We start from the raw sequence: 21,460 nt of genomic DNA, 5'->3' as shown, positions 1-21,460 counted from the left end.
CCCCACTTCTCCTCCACCGCCTCGCGATCCGGAGCGGCCACTCCACATCCGGTCTCATTCCCCGTCCCGCCGTGTCGCGCCGGGCATCCTCCGGGATGTGATCGCCCACTCCGGACCCCAGCGCGCAGCAGAGGTCTTCGACTCCACGGTGTTCAGTCGAGCGGATCTTCGCTCCGCGGGGCTGAGGGGGCGCGAGCTGACCGCCCTGGTGCGGAGCGGGCGGCTTCTGCGACTGCGCCGGGACCGATACGCCCGCCCGGATGTGGATCCTGTCGTCGCGGAGGCCGTGCGGATCGGAGGTCGCGTCACCTGCGTCTCCCTTCTCCAGATGCTCGGGGTGTTCGTGCTCGCGGCCCACGGTGTGCACGTGCAGGTCGAGCCCCATCGCTCGCGGTTGGGGCGTCGAGACGCGGAGGCTCACAGGGTGCACTGGGCAGAGGACGGCGCAGCGAGTACGCTGCACTTCACGTCCCTGGATGCGGCCGTACGGCATGCCGTCCGATGCCAGTCGCCTCGGGCGTCGGTGGCCACCCTGGACAGCCTCCTCCATCAGCGCCTCGTCACGATGGACGAACTGCGCGCGATCTTCGCTCGGCTGCCGCCGCGGTTCGGCGCGGTGCTCGCCCTGGCCGACGCGTCATCCGAGTCGGGGCCGGAGACCTTCGTGCGGCTCCTCCTCCGGTCGCTCGGTGCCTCATTCGAGACACAGGTCCACATCCCCGGCGTGGGTCGAGTCGACTTCGTCGTCGATGGATAGCTGATCGTCGAGTGCGACAGCCGCGCTTTTCACGAGGGTTGGGCGAAGCAGCAGCGGGATCGTGCGCGGGACATGGCGGCCGCTCGTCTCGGCTATGTCACGATCCGGCCGCTCGCCGCTGACATCCTCTCCGATCCCGCAGGCACGCGAGAGGCGCTGCGGGAGGTTCTGGAGGCGCTCGGGCCCCGGCTCGTCGGCGCTCGCCGTTCACAACTCAGGAGAAAGGGCAGCCGCAGCCTGCCTCGGCCGCCGAACCGCCCCAACGCGCCGCGATCTCCTGAGTTATGAACGGTCGACGGACCCGAGGGGCGCGGGCAGCGATTCGAAGGGTCAGGTGCGGGCGGCGAAGGCCTCGATCAGGCGGGCGGCGGGCTCCGAGTCGCTGATGAGGGTGCCGTGGCCGTGGTCGGGGATGACGGCGAGCTCCGCGCCGGGGATCGCGTCGAGGATGACCTGGCACCAACTCATCGGCGCCAGCGGGTCGTCCTCCCCGCGCAGCACCAGCACCGGGCACTGGATGCGCACGAAGGCCTTCTCGGGCTTGTGCACGATGGTCGCGCGCATCTTGCGGATCAGATGCGGGCCGCCGCGAAGGTACTCCCGGGCACCGCGCCAGATGACGAGCGGTCGTTCGCCCACGAGGTCCTGCAGCAGGTATCGCGCCTGGGCGCCCACGTTCCGAGCGGCCTTGTCGACGGTCGGACCCGCCAGCACGACTCCGGCGACGAGGGTGGGATGCCGGGCGGCGAGCTCCGCGGCGATCTGACTCCCCATCGAGTGCCCGATCACCACCACCGGGTCCGCGTCGACGTACCGGAGGTAGGCGGCCACCAGGTCGGCGTGCCGCTGCATGGTCAGGGTGCGTGTGGGCTCAGGCGCCTCGCCGAAGCCGGGGAGGTCGAGCGCGATCACCCGCCCCTGCAGTCGCTGGGTGAGGTCGAGGTAGACGCTGCGCCCCATGCCGATGCCGTGCAGCAGGAGGTAGGTGGGCGGTCCGTCGCCGAAGGTCTCGGCGATCAGGGTCGCGCCTCCGTGCTCGAACTCCAGGAGGGTGGCCGGCGTCCCCTTCGGGGCGAGGTAGCTGGTGGGCACCTGTCCACGCTAGCCGAGCACCCTCCACGCTCCTCTCAGCCGGCGGGCGTGAGCGTCAGGGTGTCGACCGCTGCCGCCTTGACGGCCTTCGGTGTGAACGCCCACGACCGCTGCACCCCCGTCGACCAGTCCGTGGTCTGATCGACGTAGTGCTCGTGGAAGGCGTGCCCTGAGGCTCCGGTGAGGTGGATCCACGTCGAGTCGTCGAAGTCGGCGAGATCGACGACCATCCGCATGGAGGGCACGGTGGTTGTGGCGTACGAGACGCCGAGCTGCCACCCGGTCGCATCGACCACGGAGGCGCCGCCGCCGACCGGATACGGACCACGGTTGAAGAGGGCCTCGATCGGGGCGATGCCTGACGAGCCGAACGTGTCGCTCGTGAGGGTGAGGGCATGCAGATCGCCCCAGTTCCACCGCGCGACGTCCGTGCCCTGAAGCGCGGACAGCTCGTCGTACGCCTCCTCGGCCGACAGTGCGAGCATCTCGTCCCGGCCCTCGACATCGAGCTGGGGGTTGCTCCACAGCGGGTCCGCCGGGTTCTCCAGCATCGCTCCGACGACGGTGAACAGCCGGCCCTGACCGTCGATCGGCAGCGGCTGCTCGCGCTCGGCGAAGATGTTATGCACGAGGTTCGACCAGAGCACGTTCGCGTACGCGGCGCCCGCCGACGAGGCGCTGTTCTGCGCGTCCCAGCCGCGGAGCAGCTCGACGGCCTGCTGCGGACCCGCTCCCTCGACCTCGATGTCCTTCATCGCGGCGACGAGCTGCGTGCCGATCCACATCTCGCCGTCCATCTGGATGTCCCGCATGTCGTCGGCCGTCAGGGGCCCGGCCGCGGCCCGGCGCTCGATGAGGTGGGCGATGCGGGCGGCGCGGTATCCCTGGTCCCAGTCTCGGGAGAGGAAGTGCTCGTAGTCGTCGGTCACGATGGCGTTGTTGGCCGTGACGATGTATCCGGAGCTGGGGTTGTACGACACCGGCAGCTCCTCGAACGGGATGTACCCGGTCCAGTCGTAGCTGCTGTCCCACCCGGGCTGCGGCATCCAGCCGTCGCCAGCACCGCGGATCGGGAGCCGGCCGGGGGTCTGGTAGCCGATGTTGCCGTCGACGTCGGCGTAGATGAGGTTCTGCGCCGGGACGTCGAACAGGGAGGCCGCGCGGCGGAAGTCCTCGAAGTCCTGGGCGGTCGACAGCGCGAAGATCGCCGTCGCGGTGGTGCCGGGGTCGAGCGCCGTCCACCGCAGGCTCACCGCGTACTCGGCGGCATCCGAGCCGGGAGCGGCCGGAACGGCGCCCTCCGCGGTGAGCCCGGGTGTCGGGTCGTCCGCGATCGCCGTGAAGTCATCCGTGAGGCCGGAGATGATCGGTCCGTGCACGGTGGAGCGGATGGTGAGCTCGATGTCGTCCCCGCCGGCGACCTCGATGGTCTCCGTGCTCTCCTCCAGCGGCACGAGCTCGCCGTCGCGCCAGTAGGAGTCGCCCTCGATGCGCTCGACGTACAGGTCGGTGACGTCGGTGGTGAGGTTCGTGAAGCCCCACGCCACGCGCTGGTTGTGTCCGATGACGATGCCCGGAAGCCCCGAGAAGGAGAACCCGCCGACGTCGAACGGGCAGTCCTCGTCCACCGTCGAGCACTTCAGCTGCACCTGATACCAGACCGACGGGAGCGAGGCGCCGAGGTGCGGGTCGTTGGCCAGCAGCGGCATCCCGGATGCGGTGAGGTCCCCGGAGACGACCCAGGAGTTGGAGCCGATCCCCTCGCCGACGTCGCCGACGAGCACGCTCGCCGCTTCGATGACGGACGACGTCTCCTCCCACTCCACCGTGGTGAGCGCCTGCTGTGCCTCGCCGTCGCCCTCGGGAACGGTGAAGGCGGCGGGCTCGGCGCCGGTCTCCAGCGGCGGGACCGTGGAGATGGTGGGTACGATCACGGGGTTCCGGTCGAACGGATAGTCCGGATAGAGCGTGCCGAGCAGAGCCTCCACATCGACCTGCGGGTCCTCGGCGAGCTGCCCCGCGAGGAGCGCCCGCTCGGTCTCGTCCTCGACGTTGGTGCGGAGGTCCCAGGCCATCGCCTTCAGCCACGCCACCGAGTCCGCGGGTTCCCACGGCTCCGGCTCGTAGTCCGGGTTCTGCAGCCCGAGGACCGCGTACTCGAGGGAGAGCTCCGCGCCCGAGCGGGAGGACAGGTAGGCGTTGACGCCGTCCGCGTAGGCCTCGTAGTAGCCGCGGGTGACGTCGTCCATCGCCTCGACCTCGGCCTCGGCGGTCGTGCGCCAGCCCAGCGTGCGCAGGAACGCGTCGGTGCCGGCCTGGGAGGCGCCGAACAGCTCGGCGACTCGGCCGGAGGTGACGTGGCGGCGGAAGTCCATCTCGAAGAACCGGTCCTGCGCGTGCACGAAGCCTTCGGCGAAGAAGAGGTCGTCCGAGGAGTCGGCGGTGATCGTGGGCACCCCGCTGGCGTCGCGCTGCACGGTGACCTCCGCTTTCAGCCCCTCGAGCGTCGTCGAGCCGGAGGTCTGCGGGAAGGAGCGCTGGATCGTCCAGGTCACGAAGAACGCGCCCGCGACGGCCACCACCACGAGGGCGGCGACCACGAGGAACGCGATGCGTCCGATGCGAGCGCCGAGAGAGGGGCGCGGGGAAACGGCGGACGCCGTCGAATCGGTCATCATCGTCGAGAACTCTTTCGGGTAGCCAGGTGAGACTCAGTCCCACCGAGCCCCAGTGCGCGTTTCACGGGTACGCGCTCTCGCATCATAGCCGCCCCGCGCTCGCCGCGGGATGGTCCGCGGCGAGCGGGAGGGTCAGCCGATGAGGCTGGGCTGCAGATCGCGCAGCGTGCGGCGGTGCGTCATGCGGGTGACACCGATCATCGCCAGCAGCATGGCCCCGACGAGCCAGGCGCCCAGCACAGCCAGGTCCCAGCCGGCTCTCGCGTAGTCCCCGCCGTACATGAGCTGGCGCATGGCGTCGACGACGTAGCCGAGGGGCAGCACGTGGTGCAGCGCGGCGAGGGGAGCGGGCAGTGTCTGCCAGGGGAACGTCCCGCCCGCTGTGACGAGCTGGAGCACCATGAGCACGAGGCCGAGGAACTGCCCCACGGACCCGAGCCAGACGTTGAGGGCGAGGATGATCGCGGCGAACGTGGCCGAGGCGAACATCATCACCCCGAGCGTGCCGAGCGGATGATCGAACGTGAAGCCGAGCGTGAGTGCCAGGATCCCCATGAGGCCGAGCATCTGCACCGCGCCGAGCATCGCCGGCGTCAGCCAGCCCGCGAGCGTGATCCGGATCGGGGAGTGCAGCGCCGTGACGGCCCGGCGGGAGATCGGCTTCACGATGAGGAACAGCGCGTAGATGCCGATCCACGCGGAGAGGGCGGCGAAGAACGGGGCGAGGCCGGCGCCGTAGTCCTCCGCGGAGGCGACCTTGTCGCTGGAGACCTTCACCGGGTCCGCGATCGTGTCGGCCTGCAGGGAGCGCAGGTCGGGGGTGGAGGCGGGGATCGCCTGCACACCGTCGGCGAGCCCGTCCCGCAGCTCCGCGGTCCCGGAGGACAGTGTCTTCAGGCCATCGCGGAGTTGGGCCGCGCCCGAGTTCGCCGCGGCCGCGCCCGTCGCGAGGGTGCCGGCGCCGCCGGCGAGCTCGCTCGCCCCCGATGCCAGCGAGGCGGAACCGGCGGCGAGCTGGTCGACCTTGCCGACGGCGTCCTGCACCTGCGCGTTGCCCTCCTCGATCCGGGTTCCGAGCGGATCCAGGCGGGCGAGCACCTCGTCGATCTCCTCGGGCGCGAGTCCCTGCTCCGTCAGGAGGTCGGCGATGTCCGAGCGCACCTGCGGCAGCGCGTCCGTCGCCTCCTGCACCGCGGCTCCGGCCCGGTCGGCGACGTCGGCGAGCTGGCGGTTGCCCGCGCTCACCTGCTGCGCGCCGTCGGCGAGCGTCCGGGCCCCGGAGGCGAGCTGCGCGGAGCCGTCGGCGAGCTTCGCCGTCCCGTCGGCGAGCGTTGTACTCCCGGAGGCGGCGCTGCGCGCGCCGTCGACGAGCTGCGTGGCACCGTCGGTCGCGGAGACCAGGTTGTCGCGCACGTCGCTGAGGCCGGTCAGCAGTCGCTCCGCGGCCTCGCTGCCGACCATCTCGGCGACGGAGCTGCGGATCTTCTCGACGGCCTGCGATCCCATCGACGACGCGAGGTAGTTGTTCGCGTCGTTGGTCTCCAGCTCGATCCTGGCCTGGTGCGGGTCGTCGCCCGCCGCGGAGGTGAGGGCGGTGGAGAAGTCGGCCGGGATCGTCACGGTGAAGTCGACCGCGCCGTGGCGCAGGGCGTCGGCGGCTTCGTCCTCGGTCATGCGCTGCCAGTCGAACGCGTTCCCCTCGATCAGGTTCTCCGCCACGTCCTCCCCGTAGTTGACCGTCTCGTCGCTCGCCGGTTCGGTGCCGGTCGTGGGGGCGGGAGCGCCCTCGTCGTCGACCACCAGGGCCACGGGGACCTCTGAGAACTTCGCGTACGGATCCTGGTTCGCCCAGAGGTAGAGGCCGCCGTAGAGGATCGGCACGCAGATGAGGGCCACGAGGGCGAGGATGCCCATCCGGCTCGCGGTCAGGCGGCGGAGTTCGGCGGCGATCATGGCGGGGACCTTCATCGCGCTTCTCCTTCCTCGTCGGACGGGGCTTCGTCTTCGGTCAGCGGTTCGTCTTCGGTCAGCGGTTCGTCTTCGGTCAGCGGTTCGTCGTCGGTCACGGCCTCGTCGTCGGTCACGGCCTCGTCGTCGGGGCGCTCGAGGACCAGCGGCTCGACGGGACCGGACGCGTTGATCGCATCGAACTCGTGCATGCGCTCGAGGGCGACGGCGGCGGAACCGCCGACGATCACGAGCATCGCGTACCCGCGGTCCGCGAACTCGGCCGCGATGCGCCACCATCCGTCCGGGCTGCCGCCGTGGCGATCCGGGGCGACGAGGACGATGCCCTCGACGCCCTCGCGGAGCACAGCGAGCTCGCACAGGATGCGCACGCGGGCGGCCGGGTCGACCGAGCCGATGGGGACGGAGGCGAGCTCCTGGTATCCCACCCGGCCGAGCCAGCGTCGGGCATGGAGCGGGGTCGCACCGCGCCCGGCGAACATCAACTCCTCACCGACCACCCCGGCGAGGGTGATGTCCGGATGCGGGTCGCTGACGTCCGGGGCGTCGACGAGTGCGACCCGGCGACGCAGTTCCTTCGGGCTCGCCGCCGCATCGATGGTGACGCGGCCCGTGTCCGGGCGCATCCGCCCGCTCGCGATGAGGCCGAGCACGGTCGGCCGCTGCTCGGTCTCCGCGAGCGCGTAGCGGACCGCGCCCGAGTGGAACTCGAGGCTCATGGAGGGAAGAGCCTGTCCGGCGCGACCCTTGCTGACATCGTGCAGTGTGATCCTCATGCGCGGACCTCCTGGTCGTCGGCGGTGATGTCCGGGTGAGAGGAGAGCAGCTCGTCCGCCTCGCGCCAGGAGAGTCCCGCGATGCTGAGCACGGCCCGGACCGCGAGGTCCTCGGCGCCGCTGCTCTGCACGTCGGTGCGGGAGACGACCGTGCGCGCCATCTCCTCGATCAGTCGGGCGAGCGTGGGGGCGGCGAGATCCGTGCGGAAGCTGCCGTCCTCCTGTCCCCTCCGCACGAGGGCGGCGACGCTCCGGCGCAACGGCGCGAGGGCAGCGGCGGTGTGCTCGACGTGCGCCTCGTCGAGGGCGAGCGCGGCGGCGACCTGGATGTGCGCCGCCTCCTCCCAGAGCCGGGCGGCCAGTCGGGCGAGGGCGAGGCGGGCGTCGGGGTCGTCGATGGAGGCGGCGATGGCATTGAAGCGCTGGGCGCCGGTGGAGACGAGTTCGCGGATCAGGGTGTCCCGGTCCTCGAAGTGTCCGTAGAGGGTGCGGCGCGACAGGCCGGCGGTCCGGGCGATCGCGTCGAGGGAGGCGTGCGGGTCGGAGGCAAGGGCGCTGCGAGCCGCGGACAGGATGCCGGCGCGGTTCTCTGCAGCGTCGCGACGGAGGGCGCGAGTGGTCATCCCTCCATGGTAATAACATGCACAGCACTGTGCAAGATAACTCAGCAACCTCGCAGCGTACCGACCGCGAGGCAGGGCGCCGAGGCTCCTCCGGGGAAGGTCGTGTTATGTTACGCGTCGCGCTTCGGCGCATTCTCAGTGGAGAGACCGGTCCGGACCGGGGCTCCGGCGGGATCGGTCCATGCAACGGCGGGGGGACGCCATGATCGAGAAGAAGGATGATGCACGCGCGGTGAGCGGGACATCGGCGGGAGGGGATCGGCACGGCGGCCTGCAGGGCAGGCTGACGGATGCGATCGTCTCGGAGGCGCTCGCGCCGGGCACGCGGGTGGACGAGCGGGGGCTCGCAGCCGCCCTCGGTGCCGCGCCGGCGGATGTCCTCCGCGCCCTGGACGGCCTCGCCGCTGTCGGACTCATCGCGGTGCGCCGCGACGGCACCCGGTGGGTGACCGCCTTCGACGGCGACCGCGCGCGCGACGTGGTGGCCCTGTTCGGCGACGTCTGGATCGGCTCCGTCCGACGCACGATGGCAGTGCTCCACGCGGACGACCTCGACTACCTGGACGAGCTCGTCGAGGACGTGGCACTGGCGGTGCGGTGGCGGGACGGCTCCGCCTTCGGCGACGGCCTGCGCGCTCTCGCGGTCGCCTTCGCGCGGATCGAGGGCAACGCGGAGCGGGCCGAGCTCGTCGGGAGCCTGGGGACGCTTCTCGCGTGCGTCGCCCGTCGCGCGGGGAGTGTCTTCGACTGGTCGGACGTGCGCGCCGCGGTCGTACGGATCGCCGTCGTGCTGCCGGGACGCGACGCGGCGGCGATGCGCACCGCCCTCATCGCGCTGTTCGACGACGTGCTGCCGGGGATCGTCGACCGCGCCGTGGCGCCGGCGCATCCGCTCGCCGCGGCGTCCTGATCACGGGGGCGGGTGCACGGTCGCCCGCGGCGCCCCGTGCGCTCAGTCGGTGCCGGAGTCGAAGGCCGCGCGCTCGGAGGCCGTGTCGACCGCGTCGGCGAGGTTCTCGTCAGCCTCCGAGATCGAGCCGTGCACGGACTCGGTGATCTCGGCGGACTCGCCGGCGGTCACACGGCCGACGAGCTCGCCGGTCGCGCCGCCGACGAGGCCGAGACCCGCGTACTGCTCCAGGCGCGCGCGGGAGTCGGCGATGTCGAGGTTGCGCATCGTGAGCTGGCCGATCCGGTCCACCGGCCCGAACGCGGCGTCGCCGACGCGCTCCATCGACAGCTTCTCCGGTCCGTACGACAGGTTCGGGGAGACCGTGTCGAGGATCGTCCAGTCGTCGCCGCGGCGCAGGCGGATGGTCACGGTGCCCGAGATCGTCGAGCCGACCCAGCGCTGGATGGACTCGCGGAGCATGAGCGACTGCGGCTCGAGCCAGCGGCCCTCGTACATGAGGCGGCCGAGGCGGCGACCCTGCTCGTGGTAGGTCGCGAGGGTGTCCTCGTTGAGGATGCCGTTGACTAGGCGCTCGTACGCGATGAAGAGCAGCGCCATGGCCGGGGCCTCGTAGATGCCGCGCGACTTCGCCTCGATGATGCGGTTCTCGATCTGGTCGCTCATGCCGAGGCCGTGGCGACCGCCGATCGCGTTCGCCTCCTGCACCAGGGCGACCGGGTCGCTGAACTCGACGCCGTTGATCGCGACCGGACGGCCGCCCTCGAACGTCACCGAGACATCCTCGGTCTCGATGGCGACGGAGGGGTCCCAGAACTTCACGCCCATGATCGGGTCGACGGTCTCCAGCGAGACGTCGAGGTGCTCGAGCGTCTTCGCCTCGTGGGTCGCGCCCCAGATGTTGGCGTCCGTCGAGTACGCCTTCTCGGCCGAGTCGCGGTACGGGAAGCCGTGCGCGACGAGCCACTCGCTCATCTCCTGGCGACCGCCTAGCTCGGTGACGAAGTCCGCGTCGAGCCAGGGCTTGTAGATGCGCAGGCGGGGGTTGGCGAGCAGGCCGTAGCGGTAGAAGCGCTCGATGTCGTTGCCCTTGTAGGTCGAGCCGTCGCCCCAGATGTCGACGCCGTCCTCGCGCATCGCACGCACGAGCAGCGTGCCGGTGACCGCGCGGCCGAGGGGAGTGGTGTTGAAGTAGGTCTTGCCGCCGGATCGGATGTGGAAGGCGCCGCAGGAGAGCGCGACGAAGCCCTCTTCGACGAGCGCCGTCTTGCAGTCGATGAGACGAGAGGCCTCGGCGCCGTACTCCAGCGCGCGGCCGGGGATGGAGGCGATGTCGTCCTCGTCGTACTGGCCGAGGTCGCCCGTGTAGGTGAAGGGGACAGCGCCCTTGTCGCGCATCCAGGCGACGGCGACGGAGGTGTCGAGTCCTCCGGAGAAGGCGATGCCGACGCGCTCGCCGACGGGCAGGGACTGGAGGACCTTGGACATGGCTCCCAGTCTATCGGCGCGCGACCCACCCCCTTTCGTGTGTTCCGGCCCCTTTCGGACGCACGCAGAGGGGTGGCTCGCGCGAAAAGGGGTGGGTCGGCGGGAAGATGGGCGCATGGGTGGAGCGATTCTGTGGGGAGCCGTCGCGGCGGCTCCGCTGTTCGTCGGCGCGGTGCTCGCGATGCTGCGCACGTGGCCGCCGCGGTGGCTGGGCATCGTGCTGGGCTTCGGCGCCGGAGCCCTGATGGCCTCCATCGCCTTCGAGCTCTGGGAGGAGGGGCTCGACCGTGGTGGTCCGATCCCCCTCGTCACCGGCGTCGCGCTCGGAGCCCTCAGCTACTACATCGCCGCCCGCATCCTCGACGCCAGAGCCGCCAGGAAGAAGGGCGAGGCCGGGGGAGGCCAGCTCGCAGTGGGGGCGCTCCTCGACGGGATCCCGGAGCAGCTCGTGCTCGGCATCGGTCTCGCCTCGGGGGAGCCGGTGAGCATCGCGCTCGTCGTCGCCATCCTCGTCTCGAACCTCCCGGAGTCCATCGGCTCCGCCGCCGACCTGCTCGACGGCGGCATGCGACGGAGCAGGGTGCTGCTGCTGTGGGCCGGGGTCGCCGTGCTGTGCGCGGCGGCCACCGTCGCCGGGTTCGCCCTGGCGAGCGTGACCGGCGAGGTCTTCCGCTCCGGGGCGAGCGGTTTCGCCGCGGGCGCCCTGCTCGTCATGCTGGTGGACTCGATGGTCCCGGAGGCGCAGTCGAAGGCGAAGGAGTCCACGGGGCTGGCGACCGTCCTCGGATTCGCGCTCGCCGCGGGTCTCGCCTTCGCCTCCTGAACGGGACGGCGGGCGCGTTCAGACCCCGCTGGTGCGGGGGTCGCGGCGGACGCTGCGTCCGGTGATGCGCTCGATGCGGAACGACAGCGGGAGATCACGGTCGTCTCCGGCCCACGGGTGCACCCGCGCCGCCGCCCCGGCCGCCTGATCCTCCGGAACCGGCGACAGGACCCCGTGCATCAGCACACTCCACCCCAGGCCGCCGATCGGATCGTGGTAGTCGACCTCGAAGGAGACCGTGGCCGCCTCGCGGGACAGCGCCGCCAGGTGGCCGTCCGGTGAGGTGCGCAGGAGCAGCTCGTGCCCCGAGACGACGAAGTTCACCGGATGGATCTGCACCAGGCCGTCGTCGACGAATCCGATCCGGCCCACCGTGGTGGTCGCCAGCAACTCGTAGGACTGCTGCTCATCGAGTTCGTTGATCATGCGGACACTCCCTCCCCCTGTGCGGCCAGTGTAGCCACGCCGCTGCCGATCATCGAGGGGATGGACCGGGAATCACCGGGTGAGGTGTCAGGCCGACCACCTCTCCAGGTCCGCGGTGAGCGCGGCGAGGTACTCCGGAGGGCCGGCTTCCGCGAACCACAGCCACAACTCGGCGGCGTGCACGGGGTACCACGCACGGACGCGGGCGGGATCCGCACCGTACCCGTCGATGAGCGCCCGCTCCGAGCGCGGATCCTTCCGTGCGGCTCCCCACGCGGCTCGTGCCAGCTCCCGCAGCGGATCGCCGCTGTGTGCGGCCTCCCAGTCCACGATCCCGGAGATGCGTCCGTGCCGCGCGAGCAGGTTGCCGTCCGTCCAGTCGCCGTGGCAGAAGACGCTTCCGGACGGGGGCGGGATGTGCAGGGGGAGGCGCGGCGCTTCGGCGGCGCGATACCGCTCGATGATGGCCGCGTCGTCCGGCGCGGGAAGCAGGTCGTCCGGCGGTTCGAGCCGGTGCAGGGCGCGGAGCAGGGGTGCCGAGGCACGGAGATCCGCGATCCGGACGTCGGCGTCGGCGTCGTCGAGACGGGCACCGGGGAGTGCGGTCATGAGGATCACGCCCGGCCGCTCCTCGACCACCTCGGGCACCGGGAGCCCGGAGCCGACGAGCCCGCGAAGGGCCCGCACTTCGTTGTGGTGCCGCGCCGGATCGGACAAACGCTTCTCGACCAGCCGTCGCCCGCCGTGCTCGACGAGCCGCACCGCGCCGACCGCTCCCTGCCTCATCCCGTCATCCTCGCACCGGGCCGGTCACTCGAAGCCGGGGTAGTCCTGCAGCCGCTCCTCGAACTTCGCGCGGTCGTCCTCGCTCAGCACCTTGCCGGCGATCACGACGAGCTGGAGCCCCTCGATCGGTTCGCCGGTGCGCGCGCTCTGCGCCTCTCGCGAGCTGCGGAAGCCGCCGTCGGCATCGTTCGACAGGTCGTAGATGTTCGCGTAGAAGCGCAGCGGGTCGGGGTAGTTCTCCGTGTAGTACTCCCACGTCGTCTGCGTGCGAGGGTCATCGCTGCCGTAGAGCTTGGCGATCATGGACGGGTCGATGCCGGAGTTCGTCGGATCGTTGAACGAGTACAGGTTCCACAGGCCGTGGGACGCCACGACCTCATCGATCGCCGCCATCACGTCGAGCTTGCGCGCGTAGCCCTGCACGGGCTGCTCGGTCGCCCAGGCCGCCGACGTGTACTCCGACAGCATCGACTCGCCGCCGTAGCCGTTCCGCTCCGGCCGGACATCCTCGTCGCCGACCCGGACCCACGTGAACCCGAAGTCGGCGGTGAGCCGTTCACGGATGTCGGTGAAGAGGGAATCAGCCTCCGCGCGCACCTCCTCCATGGACTGCTGGGTGAGCGCCTCCTGCGGGGAGGTGCCCTTGATCCCGGGGTAGGCCTCCGCGTGCCGCTGTTCCGCGGTCTTCACGCCTTCGTAGTTCCCGGATGCCGAGGTGCGCAGCGCGCTGAGTGCCCCCACGGTCGCGACGTTGAACAGGAGGGTGAGGACGAGCGCGATGACCCCGAGCCGTCGTCCGCCGGGGGTGAAGAGCGCGGCCACGATCACTCCGAGCACCACGAGCTGCAGCGTGATCATCGTCACTCCGTACAGCAGGTCGGTGCCGCCGACCACGAGCGTGCCGAACAGGATCAGGGTGAAGAGGATCGCGGCGACCAGAGCGATCCAGCCGAGCGCATTCGTGGAGGTCTTCTTCTCCTCCGTGGGCAGCTGTGGATCGACCGGTGGCGTGAGGTCGATCGGCTGCTGCCGCCGGGCACCGCGGTAGCCCCCGGGCGGCGGGACGGGCGGGGCGCCCTCGGTACCGCCGACGTAGCGGGCGCGCTGCCGCTCGTGATCACTCACCATGGCCTGTCCGTCCCGGTGCCGCCGGGGTCGTCACCCTGTTGCTGGTCCCGCTCCTGCGTCCCCTGCTCGAGCTTGTCCTGGAGGTCCTGCAGCTTGTCCTCGGACGGCTGCGGTTCCTCCTGATCCTCTTGCGGCTCCTGCGGCTGCTGTTCCTGCTCCTGCTCCTGCTGCTTCTGCTTGAGGCGGTCCTCGGTGTTGTCCAGGGTGTCCGACATGTCGCGCTCGGGGTCGGGGGACTGCTGCTGCGCCTCGTCGCTGCGGCACTCCTCCGGGGTCTCGACCGTGACGGTCAGCGCCTCGCCGTAGAGGGCGGTCGCCCCGGCGCCATCGCCATCGGCCCTGGCGGCGTCGCCCATCCGCTCGATGACGAGAGCGAGGTTGATCCGGACCGGGCAGACCTCCAGGCCGGTCGCGAGGTCGAGGGAGCGCTCCAGCTCCGCACGGGAGGCGGGGAGCTCGTCGGCACCGGCCAGTGCGGTGCCGATGTTGTAGGGGGCCTTATACGGCTCGAACCAGTTCAGGACGTCCTGTCCACGCGCCGAGGCTTCGGAACCCGCGAAGTCGTCGACGACGTAGGCGGTGATGGCCTGGTGGGCGAACGCGTACATGCTCAGCAGTTTGCCCACGAAGAGCAGGGCGGCGAGGGTGAGCGGGATCGTCCCGATCGCGACCCACCGGCGGATGAGCCGGCGACGGCGGTTCGAGCGGAGGAGGGCTGCGGCGGGGTCGTCCTGCGCAGGCATCACGACCCACCTCCTCCCCTGTCGTCGGCGTCTGAACATCCTATCCGCGACGATCAGGCGCGACGGATACGGCGATGCGACGGACGCCGACCCCGGCTGATCGAGGTCGGCGTCCGTCGCGTGCGGTCCGATTACTCCGCTGCCCTGACGCGGAACGTGTCGAAGGACACGCCGCGCGGCGCGGTCGCGCTCGCGGAGCGGCTGCCACTCAGGCCCACACCACCCGCCGGCAGCGGGGTGGGGTCGCTCGCCCGCAGCTGCCAATCGGCGGGCTCCGCGGCGTCTGTGACCCAGAGCTTCGCGACGAGCGACGTCTTGTCCGTTCCGGTCACGGACGCCTTCAGCGTGTACGTGGTGCCAGGGGTGACCGTGACGCCGTTCAGTGCCCGGGTCGCGAGGACGGTGCCGTCGCGGTGCGCCACGAGCCAGACCGTGCCGTCAGGGCGAAGCCAGGCGCGGACGAGATACCGACCAGCGGACGAGTCGCGGGCGATGACCCCGATGTAGGAGCCTCCTGTGCTCGACGGCTGATCGATGCGGAAGGTCGTCTCCAATGCCGGATCCGGAACCGACGGCGCGTTCAGCGTCGCGTGGCGGGTATCGCCCGCGGCCAGCTTCAGCACGCCGGAGCCGTCGGCGACGCCGGCTGCGGCGGCCGATCCTCCCGTGATCTTCCAGGCGCCGCCCGTGAGGGCTTCGCCCCACCCCGGGCCGGCGGTCCGGTCGAACTCGTCGCTCGCGAGCGGCGCGGGCTCCGCCACCACGGCCTCCCGGGTGGTGGTCGCCGTGCCCCCGACGTCGTCCGTCACCGTGAGGGTGACCGTCCGCGTCCCGGCCGTCGGGTACGTGTGCGTCGCCGTCGCGCCTTCGCCTGTCGTGCCGTCACCCCAGTCCCAGCGGTAGCTGCGGATGCTGCCGTCGGCATCGGTCGATGCCGATGCGTCCGCCGACACCGTCAACCCCGAGGCGGAGAGGGTGAACGAGGCCGTGGGAGCCGCGTTGGCGCCCTGGACGACGACCGATTTCGTGACCGAGCCCACGAGATTCTGGCTGTCGGTGATCGTGAGCTTGACCGGGTAGGTGCCAGGCTTCGCGTACGTGTGCGTCGGCGTCCTCCCCGTACCGGTCGTACCGTCCCCGAAGTCCCAGCGATAGTCCGAGATCGTGGTGGTCCCCGGCGGCACCGAGGCGCTCGCATCGAAGGCCGCATCGAGCCCGGTCGTGGTCGCCGTGAAGGCTGCGACAGGTGCCGTGGAACCCCTGCCGACCCCGTAGTGCGTCTTGACCTGTGCGGCGCTCAGCCCGTACGGGTACACGGCGAACTCGTCGATGTTGCCGGTGAGGGACACCGACTTCGGGACGTTCGGCCAGTTGGCCAGCTTGCCGCTGCCGACCTTCCAGAAGCCCTCGTAGTCCTGACCCTTGGTCACACCGGTGATCTGATCGTTGAGCTGCCCGTCGACGAAGAGCTTCATCCCCTCAGGGCTCACCGAGGCCACGACGTGGTGCCACTGGTTGTCGTTGTACGCCGACGTGGTCGTGATGACCCTCGTGCCGTCGCTGTACACCCCGAAGTTCAGGCGTCCGTCGTTCGACATGTAGACGTTGCGATCGTAGTTCCTCGAGAAACCGGCGGCCGAGCTCTCGAAGTCGAAGAGCAGGCCCCCGGAAGTCGTCGACGTCTGGAACCACATCTCGGCCGAGTACGCGCCGGGCGCCGGCATCTTGGTGGTCGTGTCCACGCGTCCTGTCTCGGTGCCGTCGAGGCTCGTCGCGCCCGCGACACCCTTCGGAACGCCCGACGACAGCGGCTTCGCCCCCGCGCGGAAGAGCGGGCTGTTCGTCCCGGCGACGTCCTGGCCGATCGTTCCCAGGGGGTAGTAGAGCTGCGGTTCGTCGGCGAGCACGGCGTCGGAGTACGGCTGGCCGGATGCGGCGACCGTGACGGTCGCCGTCTTGCTCGTGACCGTGTTGCCGTCGCCGTCCGTGGCGGTGAAGGTGTACGTCTGCTGCGAACCGGCCGGAGCCGTCGTGTCCTCGAAGGTGACGGCGGGCAGGTTCCACCAGGTGGAGTCGACCTTCGTGGTGAACAGCGGAGTGGTCGAACCGGTGCGACGCAGCTCGTAGGTGAGCGTGAGGTCGTCACGATCCCAGTTGGCCGGGATCGACACCTTCACCTGGCCGGGGACGAGCGAGGTCGCGGTCGGCTCCCACCTGTCCCCGGAGAGCCGAGGTCCGTCCTTGGGCCCGCCGGGAGGAGTGGTCGAGAAGCGCACGAGCCCCTCGAACTGTCCGTTGTTGACCGAGCGGAACTCGCCGCCGATGGAGATCATGTTCCCCGTGCCGGTGATGGACAGCCCCGCCTGCCCCAGACCGGTGGTCACGCCGACCGCCCAGTCCGGGGACCAGGCGTACGGCGACGGCGCCGGAGTGCCGCCCCAGTCCTTGCGGCCCGGTGCCGCAGGCTGGGGGGCCAGCGTCCCCCTGGCGTCGGCGGTGTACGCCTCGGAGTACCGGTGGACGCGCGGAGCCTGCTCCGGGTGGAGGCCGAGGGTCAGGCAGGTGTGGGTGTGGCTGGTCGTGTAGACGACCTTGCCGGTGGAGTAGACGCCGTAGTGGTCGCCGATGCAATCCGCGATCCAGCGCACCTTGCCGGTGCCGGCCTCGGCGGCGAAGGTGCCCTCGAGGCTGCCGGTCGCGGCGTCGGCGAAGCCCCATCCGGTGCCGTAGACACCCGTCGCGTCGGTGGCGAGACCGAACGTCCCGGCCTTGCCGGCGTAGATGCCGGATCCGGCGCCGTTCTTGACGGTCTTGGCCAGCTCCCAGTCCGTGTTCAGCGCTCCGGTGGTCTTGTCCACGGAGGCGCTGCCGCGCATCTCGGTGTTGCCGTTGACCTGGGAGAAGCGTCCGCCGACGATCGTGTCCGCGCCGGCCGGGTCCATGACCATGGCATCGACCTGGAGGTCGGTCTGCGGAGCCCAGGGTCGGAGGGCACCGTTGGTGGTGTCGAAGGCGGCCAGGTTCTTCCGGGGCGTGCCGTTGGCCTGCGTGAACAGCCCGCCGGCGTAGACCGTCGTCCCCGACGTCGCGAGGGCGTACACGCCCGAGCCGCCGATGGACGGGACGAATCCGGGGACGAGCTCGCCGGTCGTGGCGTCGATCGCGGCGATGTTCCAGCGGTCCTTGCCGTTGACCTTGTTGAACGAGCCGCCGATGTAGATCCGGGTGCCGTCGGGCGAGGCGGCGACGGCCTTGATCACGCCGTTGACCTTCGGCGCGAACGGCAGGAGCGCGCCCGTGTCGATGTTGTAGGCGAGCACGTTGGAGCGCGCCGTCAGCGCCGTCCCAGGAGCGGCCTTCGGCTCGCGCGCGTTGTCGAACTTGCCGACCGCGTACACGATCGAACCGATCGTCGTCTGCGCCCAGACATACCCGTTGTCGATCTGCACGGTCGGGATCGGATCGGACGTGACCACGTTCTGATCCCGCTGCAACAGCGGAGTCAGGCCGCCCGGGGCTTCGGCGGCCACGGCAGCACCCCCACCGAGGGCGACCAGCCCCGCGGCGACCATCACCCCCGCGATCGCTCCGGCCACGCCCGTGCGCGCGCGCTTCCAGACAGCACTGTTCCCCATGTGTGTTCCCCAGTCTTCTGATGGCCGACCCCACGTCGGCACGACATCGCCGGACGACCGGCCGCGAGAGCTTCCCCCAGAGATGCTCGTATCGCAGTCGTCCGCCTCGGCGAACCCCCGTCGAAGGCATAAGAGCTTGCGACGGGTAACACAATACCATCGAAAGGCGCGGCACACACGCCGTATCTGCAGGGAAGCCCGGGGCCTCGGGTGCCGTCAGGGGGTGTGGGGTGGAACCGACCGTCCGGCGCGAGGGACGCGGAGGCCGCGGAGCCGGGCGACCAGGATCGTCGCGCGGGTGAGCTCCACCGGGAGCGCGGCGAGGATGACCAGTGCGGCGACCCAGTACAGCTCGATCACGTTCCCCACCTCGCCGGCGTCGGAATAGGCGGTGGTACTCGACGGTGCGGCGGGGAGCGACGGGGCGACGCCCGCCTCCCGGTGCTCGTACTCGACGCCGAGCTGTCCGGCGATCGTCTCGAGGTTCCCCTCGTCGATGACGGAGAGTGCATCGGCACCCTGGTACTGGATGTACTCGGAGCCGTTCTGATCGAGGCCGCCCGTCGTCACGCGCATCGGACCGCCCTCGGCCGTCCCGTACCCGAAGACGGCTCCGGCGTCGGTGTAGCGCGCGCTGTCGGCGAAGGACTCCGGCGCGGAACCCGTCGTCTGCTCGCCGTCGCCGAAGTAGAAGACCATGCGCGAACGGTCCGGCGACGACTCCGCCGCGGCGGCGAGGGTCTCGCTCAGCAGCGGTGCGGCCACCCCGATGGAGCTGCCGCGCGACTGGCTCGTGACCTCGGGGCGCAGCACGTCCAGCGATCCGAGGAGGGCGGTGGTGTCGGTGGTCAGCGGAATCCGCAGCTCGGCCGCCGCATCCGAGGTGACCAGGGCGAAACGGGCTCCGGGGTACTCCTCCACGAGGGCCCGCACGTCCGCGCGGACGCCATCGAGCCGGGGAGAGCCGTCGTCCCAGTCCTCGGCGACGATGCTCGCGGTGGTGTCGACGACCAGCACGATGTCGGTGTCGGTCGCCAGCGTCTGCGTGGATCCTCCGGGGAGCCCCGGCCGCAGCAGCATCACGGCGCAGGCGAGGACCATCACGAGCCGCAGGGCCCACAGCGACCGGTGCACGGCGAGAGCGCGTCGATCGGTCACGACCTCGCCGCCGACCCGCGGGGCGCGGACGAGCATCCAGACGCCCACCGCGGCGACGCCGGCGCACAGCAGCAGGATGAGGAACACGGGGAGGACGGGCTGGAAGATCACAGGCGCACCCTCCACACCAGGACGACGAAGCCGAGCGCGAGGACCGAGAGAACGGCGATCCACAGGTTCGGGGTGTCCGTCCAGACCACCTGCGCCTCGCCGCGCAGCGCCGTGGCCTCCTGCTTCTGCACCTCGTCGATGATGTCACCGACCGTGGTCGTGTCACGGAGTCCGTACGCGGCGCCTCCCGTGGCCTCGGCGGCGGCCGCGAGCTCGGCGCTGACGTCGGCGTCCTTGCCCTCGACCGGGTTGATCGCGAACACCCGCACGTCCTGGGAGGCCGCATACGCCGCGGCCTCGTCGAGCGTCACGATCGAGGCGCCGTTGATCTCGTTGTCCGTCGCGAAGATCACCGACCGCGACCGGTCGTCGTCCGGGTGGTCGAAGCCCATGGTGCACGCCGCGAGCCCGTCGCCGATGAGGGAGGCGCCGTCGCCGTTGAGGGTGCCGAGCCAGTGCTCCGGGATCTCGTCCACGTAGTCGAAGCTCGACATCATGCTCGCGAGGTGCTCGCGGATGAAGTCGTAGTCGTCGGTGAGGGGGAAGATCTGCACGGGCGAGCTGTTGAAGATCGTCAGGCCGATGCGCTCCCCTTCGAAGCCGTCGAGCAGCTCGTCGAACACGGAGAGCACCTCGACGTCGACCTCGGACATCGAGCCCGACACGTCCAGACACAGCATGATGTCGCGGCTGGTGTCGACGGGCTGCACCGTCTGGGCGGACATCGGCCGTGCGGCCACGACGCCGGCGGCCAGTGCCGCTCCCGCGCCGAGAGCGAGCAGGCCGGTCAGGGCGACGGCGCGACGGGACAGCGCCTGACGGAAGGACGGGAGCGCCCGCAGCCGCTCCGCCCTGGCCACGCGGGCCGTGTCCGCCGCGCGCCGGTCCCGATGGCGGCGCAGCCCCACCACGAGACCGATCACCACCGCGGCGACGACGACAGCCGCGGCGAGGACCAGCATCCAGACGTTCGCTAGTGCCATGCGCGCACCACCGTCCTGGCGGCTTCGGCTCCGGCGACCGGGTCGATCGCGGGCCCCTGCCGGAAGATGCTCGGATAGTAGTGACGACCCATCGCGTCGATGAGCGCCGGGTGGACGCCGCGGGACACGAGGTCGTCGAGGGCGAGCACCGGTGCCTCCAGACCGCTGTACTCGTTGACGAACGTGCGTACGACGCGGCTCAGCTCCAGGTTCGCCTGCCGTGCGGAGAGTCGGCGGTCCCGGTAGTCGTGCTCGACGCGGTCGATGCGGTCGAGGTACTCCGAGCGCAGAGCGGACAGCACATCGAGCGTGGACGGCTGCCCGGCATCCGCGGCCCCTCCGGAGGCGGCGGTGCGGGGGCGGGTGAGCCGGAACAGCAGCCAGGCGCCCACGATCAGCAGCGCCAGGACGCCGAGAGCGAGCAGCATCCATCCCCACCCGTACTGCGCCGGGGGGTAGAGCTCGTCAGAACCGGGCATCGGACCTCCGGTTCAACAGGTGCAGCAGCTGCGGAACGGCGTGGTCCTGACCGTCGAGCGCGGCCTGGCTGATCTCCATCCGTGTGAGCAGGTCGGCGAGCCGGGCGGCATCCGCCGCCCGCTGCGCGCTGAGCTCGTTCACGATCGTGCGGTCGCCCTGGATGAAATCGGGAACCTGCCAGAGGCTGTCGACGTCGGCGCGCAGCCGCGCGGACCGGTGATCGAGCACCGGTTCGGCGTCGCGCAGGGTGATCCAGAGCACGTCGTGCTGCACGCGCAGTCGGCGCAGCAGCCGCTCGGTCTCCGTCGTCACCGGGGCCTCGTCGGTGACGACGACGACGATCATGCGCCGCGCGATCGTCCGCGTGACGAAGGAGAGCAGGGCGTCGCGATCGCTGGGGGCGGCCGCGTCGTCGACCGCGCGGTCGATCGTCCGCAGCGCGTGTTCCAGGGCGCCTTCGCTGCGCCCCGGCGCCAGGCGACGGACGCGCGAGGAATCGCCGTAGACGACGGTGAAGTCGTCGCCGTGCCGGAGCGTCAGCACGCCGAGCGCTCCGGTCGCCAGGATCGCCAGGTCCTTCTTCGAGCGCTCGTCCGCGGCGAGAGCGGTCATGGAGCGCCCCGTGTCGACGACGAACATCACGGTGTGCATGCGCGTGGCCCGTGACCGCTTGACCAACGGCGTGCCGAGGCGGGCGGTCGCGCGCCAGTCGATGTCACGCACCTGGTCGCCGTACTCGTACTTGCGCAGGTCCTCGAAGTCGAGGCTCCGCCCGTGCAGCAGCGACGCATAGGCGCCGTCGAGCGCGTGCAGCGACTTGCGGTTCGAGTGGATGAAGAGCTTGCTCTTCACCTGCGTGATGAGGCTGGGCATCTGGCGCGGGGTCCCTGAGCGT

18 protein-coding genes are annotated in these 21,460 nt (G+C 70.8%); 3 read left to right on the top strand and 15 right to left on the bottom strand.

What is annotated here, in order from left to right:
- Positions 1 to 97 precede the first annotated feature (97 nt).
- Positions 98 to 757, top strand: a complete 660-nt coding sequence (locus ACIGJI_RS09715; RefSeq protein ID WP_363445286.1) for a hypothetical protein — start codon at positions 98 to 100, stop codon at positions 755 to 757.
- 330 nt (positions 758 to 1,087) lie between these two features.
- Here ACIGJI_RS09715 and ACIGJI_RS09710 read toward each other — a convergent pair whose 3' ends face one another.
- From ACIGJI_RS09710 to ACIGJI_RS09690, 5 genes are all read right to left on the bottom strand, one after another.
- On the bottom strand, positions 1,088 to 1,849 hold the full coding sequence (locus ACIGJI_RS09710) for an alpha/beta hydrolase (RefSeq protein WP_315636806.1): 762 nt from the start codon (positions 1,847 to 1,849) through the stop codon (positions 1,088 to 1,090).
- 35 nt (positions 1,850 to 1,884) lie between these two features.
- A complete protein-coding gene (locus ACIGJI_RS09705) occupies positions 1,885 to 4,524 on the bottom strand; it encodes a penicillin acylase family protein (RefSeq protein WP_396667026.1) in 2,640 nt (879 codons plus the stop codon).
- Between the two features lie 135 nt (positions 4,525 to 4,659).
- Positions 4,660 to 6,495, bottom strand: a complete 1,836-nt coding sequence (locus ACIGJI_RS09700; RefSeq protein ID WP_363445282.1) for a YhgE/Pip family protein — start codon at positions 6,493 to 6,495, stop codon at positions 4,660 to 4,662.
- Positions 6,492 to 7,271, bottom strand: a complete 780-nt coding sequence (locus tag ACIGJI_RS09695; RefSeq protein ID WP_366244274.1) for a hypothetical protein — start codon at positions 7,269 to 7,271, stop codon at positions 6,492 to 6,494. Before ACIGJI_RS09695 ends, ACIGJI_RS09700 begins: the two co-directional genes overlap by 4 nt.
- Complete coding sequence (locus ACIGJI_RS09690; RefSeq protein ID WP_363445278.1) at positions 7,268 to 7,894, bottom strand: TetR family transcriptional regulator; 627 nt, start codon at positions 7,892 to 7,894, stop codon at positions 7,268 to 7,270. The genes ACIGJI_RS09695 and ACIGJI_RS09690 overlap by 4 nt, the downstream gene beginning before the upstream one ends.
- 202 nt (positions 7,895 to 8,096) lie before the next feature.
- On the opposite strand from ACIGJI_RS09690, the gene ACIGJI_RS09685 reads away from it, so the two are divergent.
- Entirely contained in the window at positions 8,097 to 8,804 is a 708-nt protein-coding gene (locus tag ACIGJI_RS09685) for a GntR family transcriptional regulator (protein ID WP_363445276.1), read from the top strand.
- A gap of 42 nt (positions 8,805 to 8,846) precedes the next feature.
- Here the strand turns inward: ACIGJI_RS09685 and argG are convergent, their stop codons facing one another.
- Positions 8,847 to 10,292, bottom strand: a complete 1,446-nt coding sequence (gene argG, locus ACIGJI_RS09680) for an argininosuccinate synthase (protein ID WP_025105204.1) — start codon at positions 10,290 to 10,292, stop codon at positions 8,847 to 8,849.
- A gap of 115 nt (positions 10,293 to 10,407) precedes the next feature.
- Here argG and ACIGJI_RS09675 point away from each other — a divergent pair, with 115 nt between their 5' ends.
- Positions 10,408 to 11,115, top strand: coding sequence for a ZIP family metal transporter (locus ACIGJI_RS09675; protein ID WP_259954122.1), 708 nt, complete (start codon positions 10,408 to 10,410; stop codon positions 11,113 to 11,115).
- 18 nt (positions 11,116 to 11,133) lie between these two features.
- Here the strand turns inward: ACIGJI_RS09675 and ACIGJI_RS09670 are convergent, their stop codons facing one another.
- The 9 genes from ACIGJI_RS09670 to ACIGJI_RS09630 form a co-directional block, all read right to left on the bottom strand.
- Positions 11,134 to 11,541: a pyridoxamine 5'-phosphate oxidase family protein gene (locus ACIGJI_RS09670; protein ID WP_187662849.1), complete on the bottom strand. Its 408-nt coding sequence runs from the start codon at positions 11,539 to 11,541 to the stop codon at positions 11,134 to 11,136.
- A gap of 87 nt (positions 11,542 to 11,628) precedes the next feature.
- The gene (locus ACIGJI_RS09665; RefSeq protein WP_363445274.1) at positions 11,629 to 12,327 is read right to left on the bottom strand and encodes a phosphotransferase; all 699 of its coding nucleotides are present in this window, start codon (positions 12,325 to 12,327) and stop codon (positions 11,629 to 11,631) included.
- Positions 12,328 to 12,351: 24 nt separating this feature from the next.
- Positions 12,352 to 13,455, bottom strand: coding sequence for a DUF4064 domain-containing protein (locus ACIGJI_RS09660; protein ID WP_363445272.1), 1,104 nt, complete (start codon positions 13,453 to 13,455; stop codon positions 12,352 to 12,354).
- Entirely contained in the window at positions 13,449 to 14,198 is a 750-nt protein-coding gene (locus tag ACIGJI_RS09655; protein WP_187664061.1) for a hypothetical protein, read from the bottom strand. The genes ACIGJI_RS09660 and ACIGJI_RS09655 overlap by 7 nt, the downstream gene beginning before the upstream one ends.
- A 131-nt stretch (positions 14,199 to 14,329) precedes the next feature.
- Positions 14,330 to 17,833 (bottom strand): PKD domain-containing protein, encoded by a 3,504-nt coding sequence (locus ACIGJI_RS09650; protein WP_363445270.1) that lies wholly within the window; start codon positions 17,831 to 17,833, stop codon positions 14,330 to 14,332.
- Between the two features lie 216 nt (positions 17,834 to 18,049).
- A complete protein-coding gene (locus ACIGJI_RS09645; RefSeq protein ID WP_363445268.1) occupies positions 18,050 to 19,102 on the bottom strand; it encodes a VWA domain-containing protein in 1,053 nt (350 codons plus the stop codon).
- Positions 19,099 to 20,085 (bottom strand): VWA domain-containing protein, encoded by a 987-nt coding sequence (locus ACIGJI_RS09640; RefSeq protein WP_280565864.1) that lies wholly within the window; start codon positions 20,083 to 20,085, stop codon positions 19,099 to 19,101. The genes ACIGJI_RS09645 and ACIGJI_RS09640 overlap by 4 nt, the downstream gene beginning before the upstream one ends.
- Entirely contained in the window at positions 20,076 to 20,564 is a 489-nt protein-coding gene (locus ACIGJI_RS09635; RefSeq protein WP_259954116.1) for a hypothetical protein, read from the bottom strand. Before ACIGJI_RS09635 ends, ACIGJI_RS09640 begins: the two co-directional genes overlap by 10 nt.
- Positions 20,551 to 21,438, bottom strand: a complete 888-nt coding sequence (locus tag ACIGJI_RS09630) for a DUF58 domain-containing protein (RefSeq protein ID WP_363445266.1) — start codon at positions 21,436 to 21,438, stop codon at positions 20,551 to 20,553. Before ACIGJI_RS09630 ends, ACIGJI_RS09635 begins: the two co-directional genes overlap by 14 nt.
- Positions 21,439 to 21,460: the final 22 nt, after the last annotated feature.

The organism is Microbacterium sp. NPDC064978 (genome assembly GCF_044543605.1).
Lineage (GTDB): Bacteria > Actinomycetota > Actinomycetes > Actinomycetales > Microbacteriaceae > Microbacterium > Microbacterium meiriae.
This window is presented reverse-complemented; position numbering and strand designations above follow the sequence as displayed.

Bases quoted from the DNA above. Each gene is read 5' to 3' on its own strand.
- ACIGJI_RS09695 (WP_366244274.1), bottom strand. From the start codon at position 7,271: ATGAGGATCACACTGCACGATGTCAGCAAGGGTCGCGCCGGACAGGCT.
- ACIGJI_RS09640 (WP_280565864.1), bottom strand. From the start codon at position 20,085: ATGGCACTAGCGAACGTCTGGATGCTGGTCCTCGCCGCGGCTGTCGTC.
- ACIGJI_RS09635 (WP_259954116.1), bottom strand. From the start codon at position 20,564: ATGCCCGGTTCTGACGAGCTCTACCCCCCGGCGCAGTACGGGTGGGGA.
- ACIGJI_RS09705 (WP_396667026.1), bottom strand. From the start codon at position 4,524: ATGACCGATTCGACGGCGTCCGCCGTTTCCCCGCGCCCCTCTCTCGGC.
- ACIGJI_RS09630 (WP_363445266.1), bottom strand. From the start codon at position 21,438: ATGCCCAGCCTCATCACGCAGGTGAAGAGCAAGCTCTTCATCCACTCG.
- ACIGJI_RS09675 (WP_259954122.1), top strand. From the start codon at position 10,408: ATGGGTGGAGCGATTCTGTGGGGAGCCGTCGCGGCGGCTCCGCTGTTC.
- argG (WP_025105204.1), bottom strand. From the start codon at position 10,292: ATGTCCAAGGTCCTCCAGTCCCTGCCCGTCGGCGAGCGCGTCGGCATC.
- ACIGJI_RS09650 (WP_363445270.1), bottom strand. From the start codon at position 17,833: ATGGGGAACAGTGCTGTCTGGAAGCGCGCGCGCACGGGCGTGGCCGGA.
- ACIGJI_RS09660 (WP_363445272.1), bottom strand. From the start codon at position 13,455: ATGGTGAGTGATCACGAGCGGCAGCGCGCCCGCTACGTCGGCGGTACC.
- ACIGJI_RS09700 (WP_363445282.1), bottom strand. From the start codon at position 6,495: ATGAAGGTCCCCGCCATGATCGCCGCCGAACTCCGCCGCCTGACCGCG.
- ACIGJI_RS09685 (WP_363445276.1), top strand. From the start codon at position 8,097: ATGATCGAGAAGAAGGATGATGCACGCGCGGTGAGCGGGACATCGGCG.
- ACIGJI_RS09655 (WP_187664061.1), bottom strand. From the start codon at position 14,198: ATGCCTGCGCAGGACGACCCCGCCGCAGCCCTCCTCCGCTCGAACCGC.
- ACIGJI_RS09670 (WP_187662849.1), bottom strand. From the start codon at position 11,541: ATGATCAACGAACTCGATGAGCAGCAGTCCTACGAGTTGCTGGCGACC.
- ACIGJI_RS09665 (WP_363445274.1), bottom strand. From the start codon at position 12,327: ATGAGGCAGGGAGCGGTCGGCGCGGTGCGGCTCGTCGAGCACGGCGGG.
- ACIGJI_RS09690 (WP_363445278.1), bottom strand. From the start codon at position 7,894: ATGACCACTCGCGCCCTCCGTCGCGACGCTGCAGAGAACCGCGCCGGC.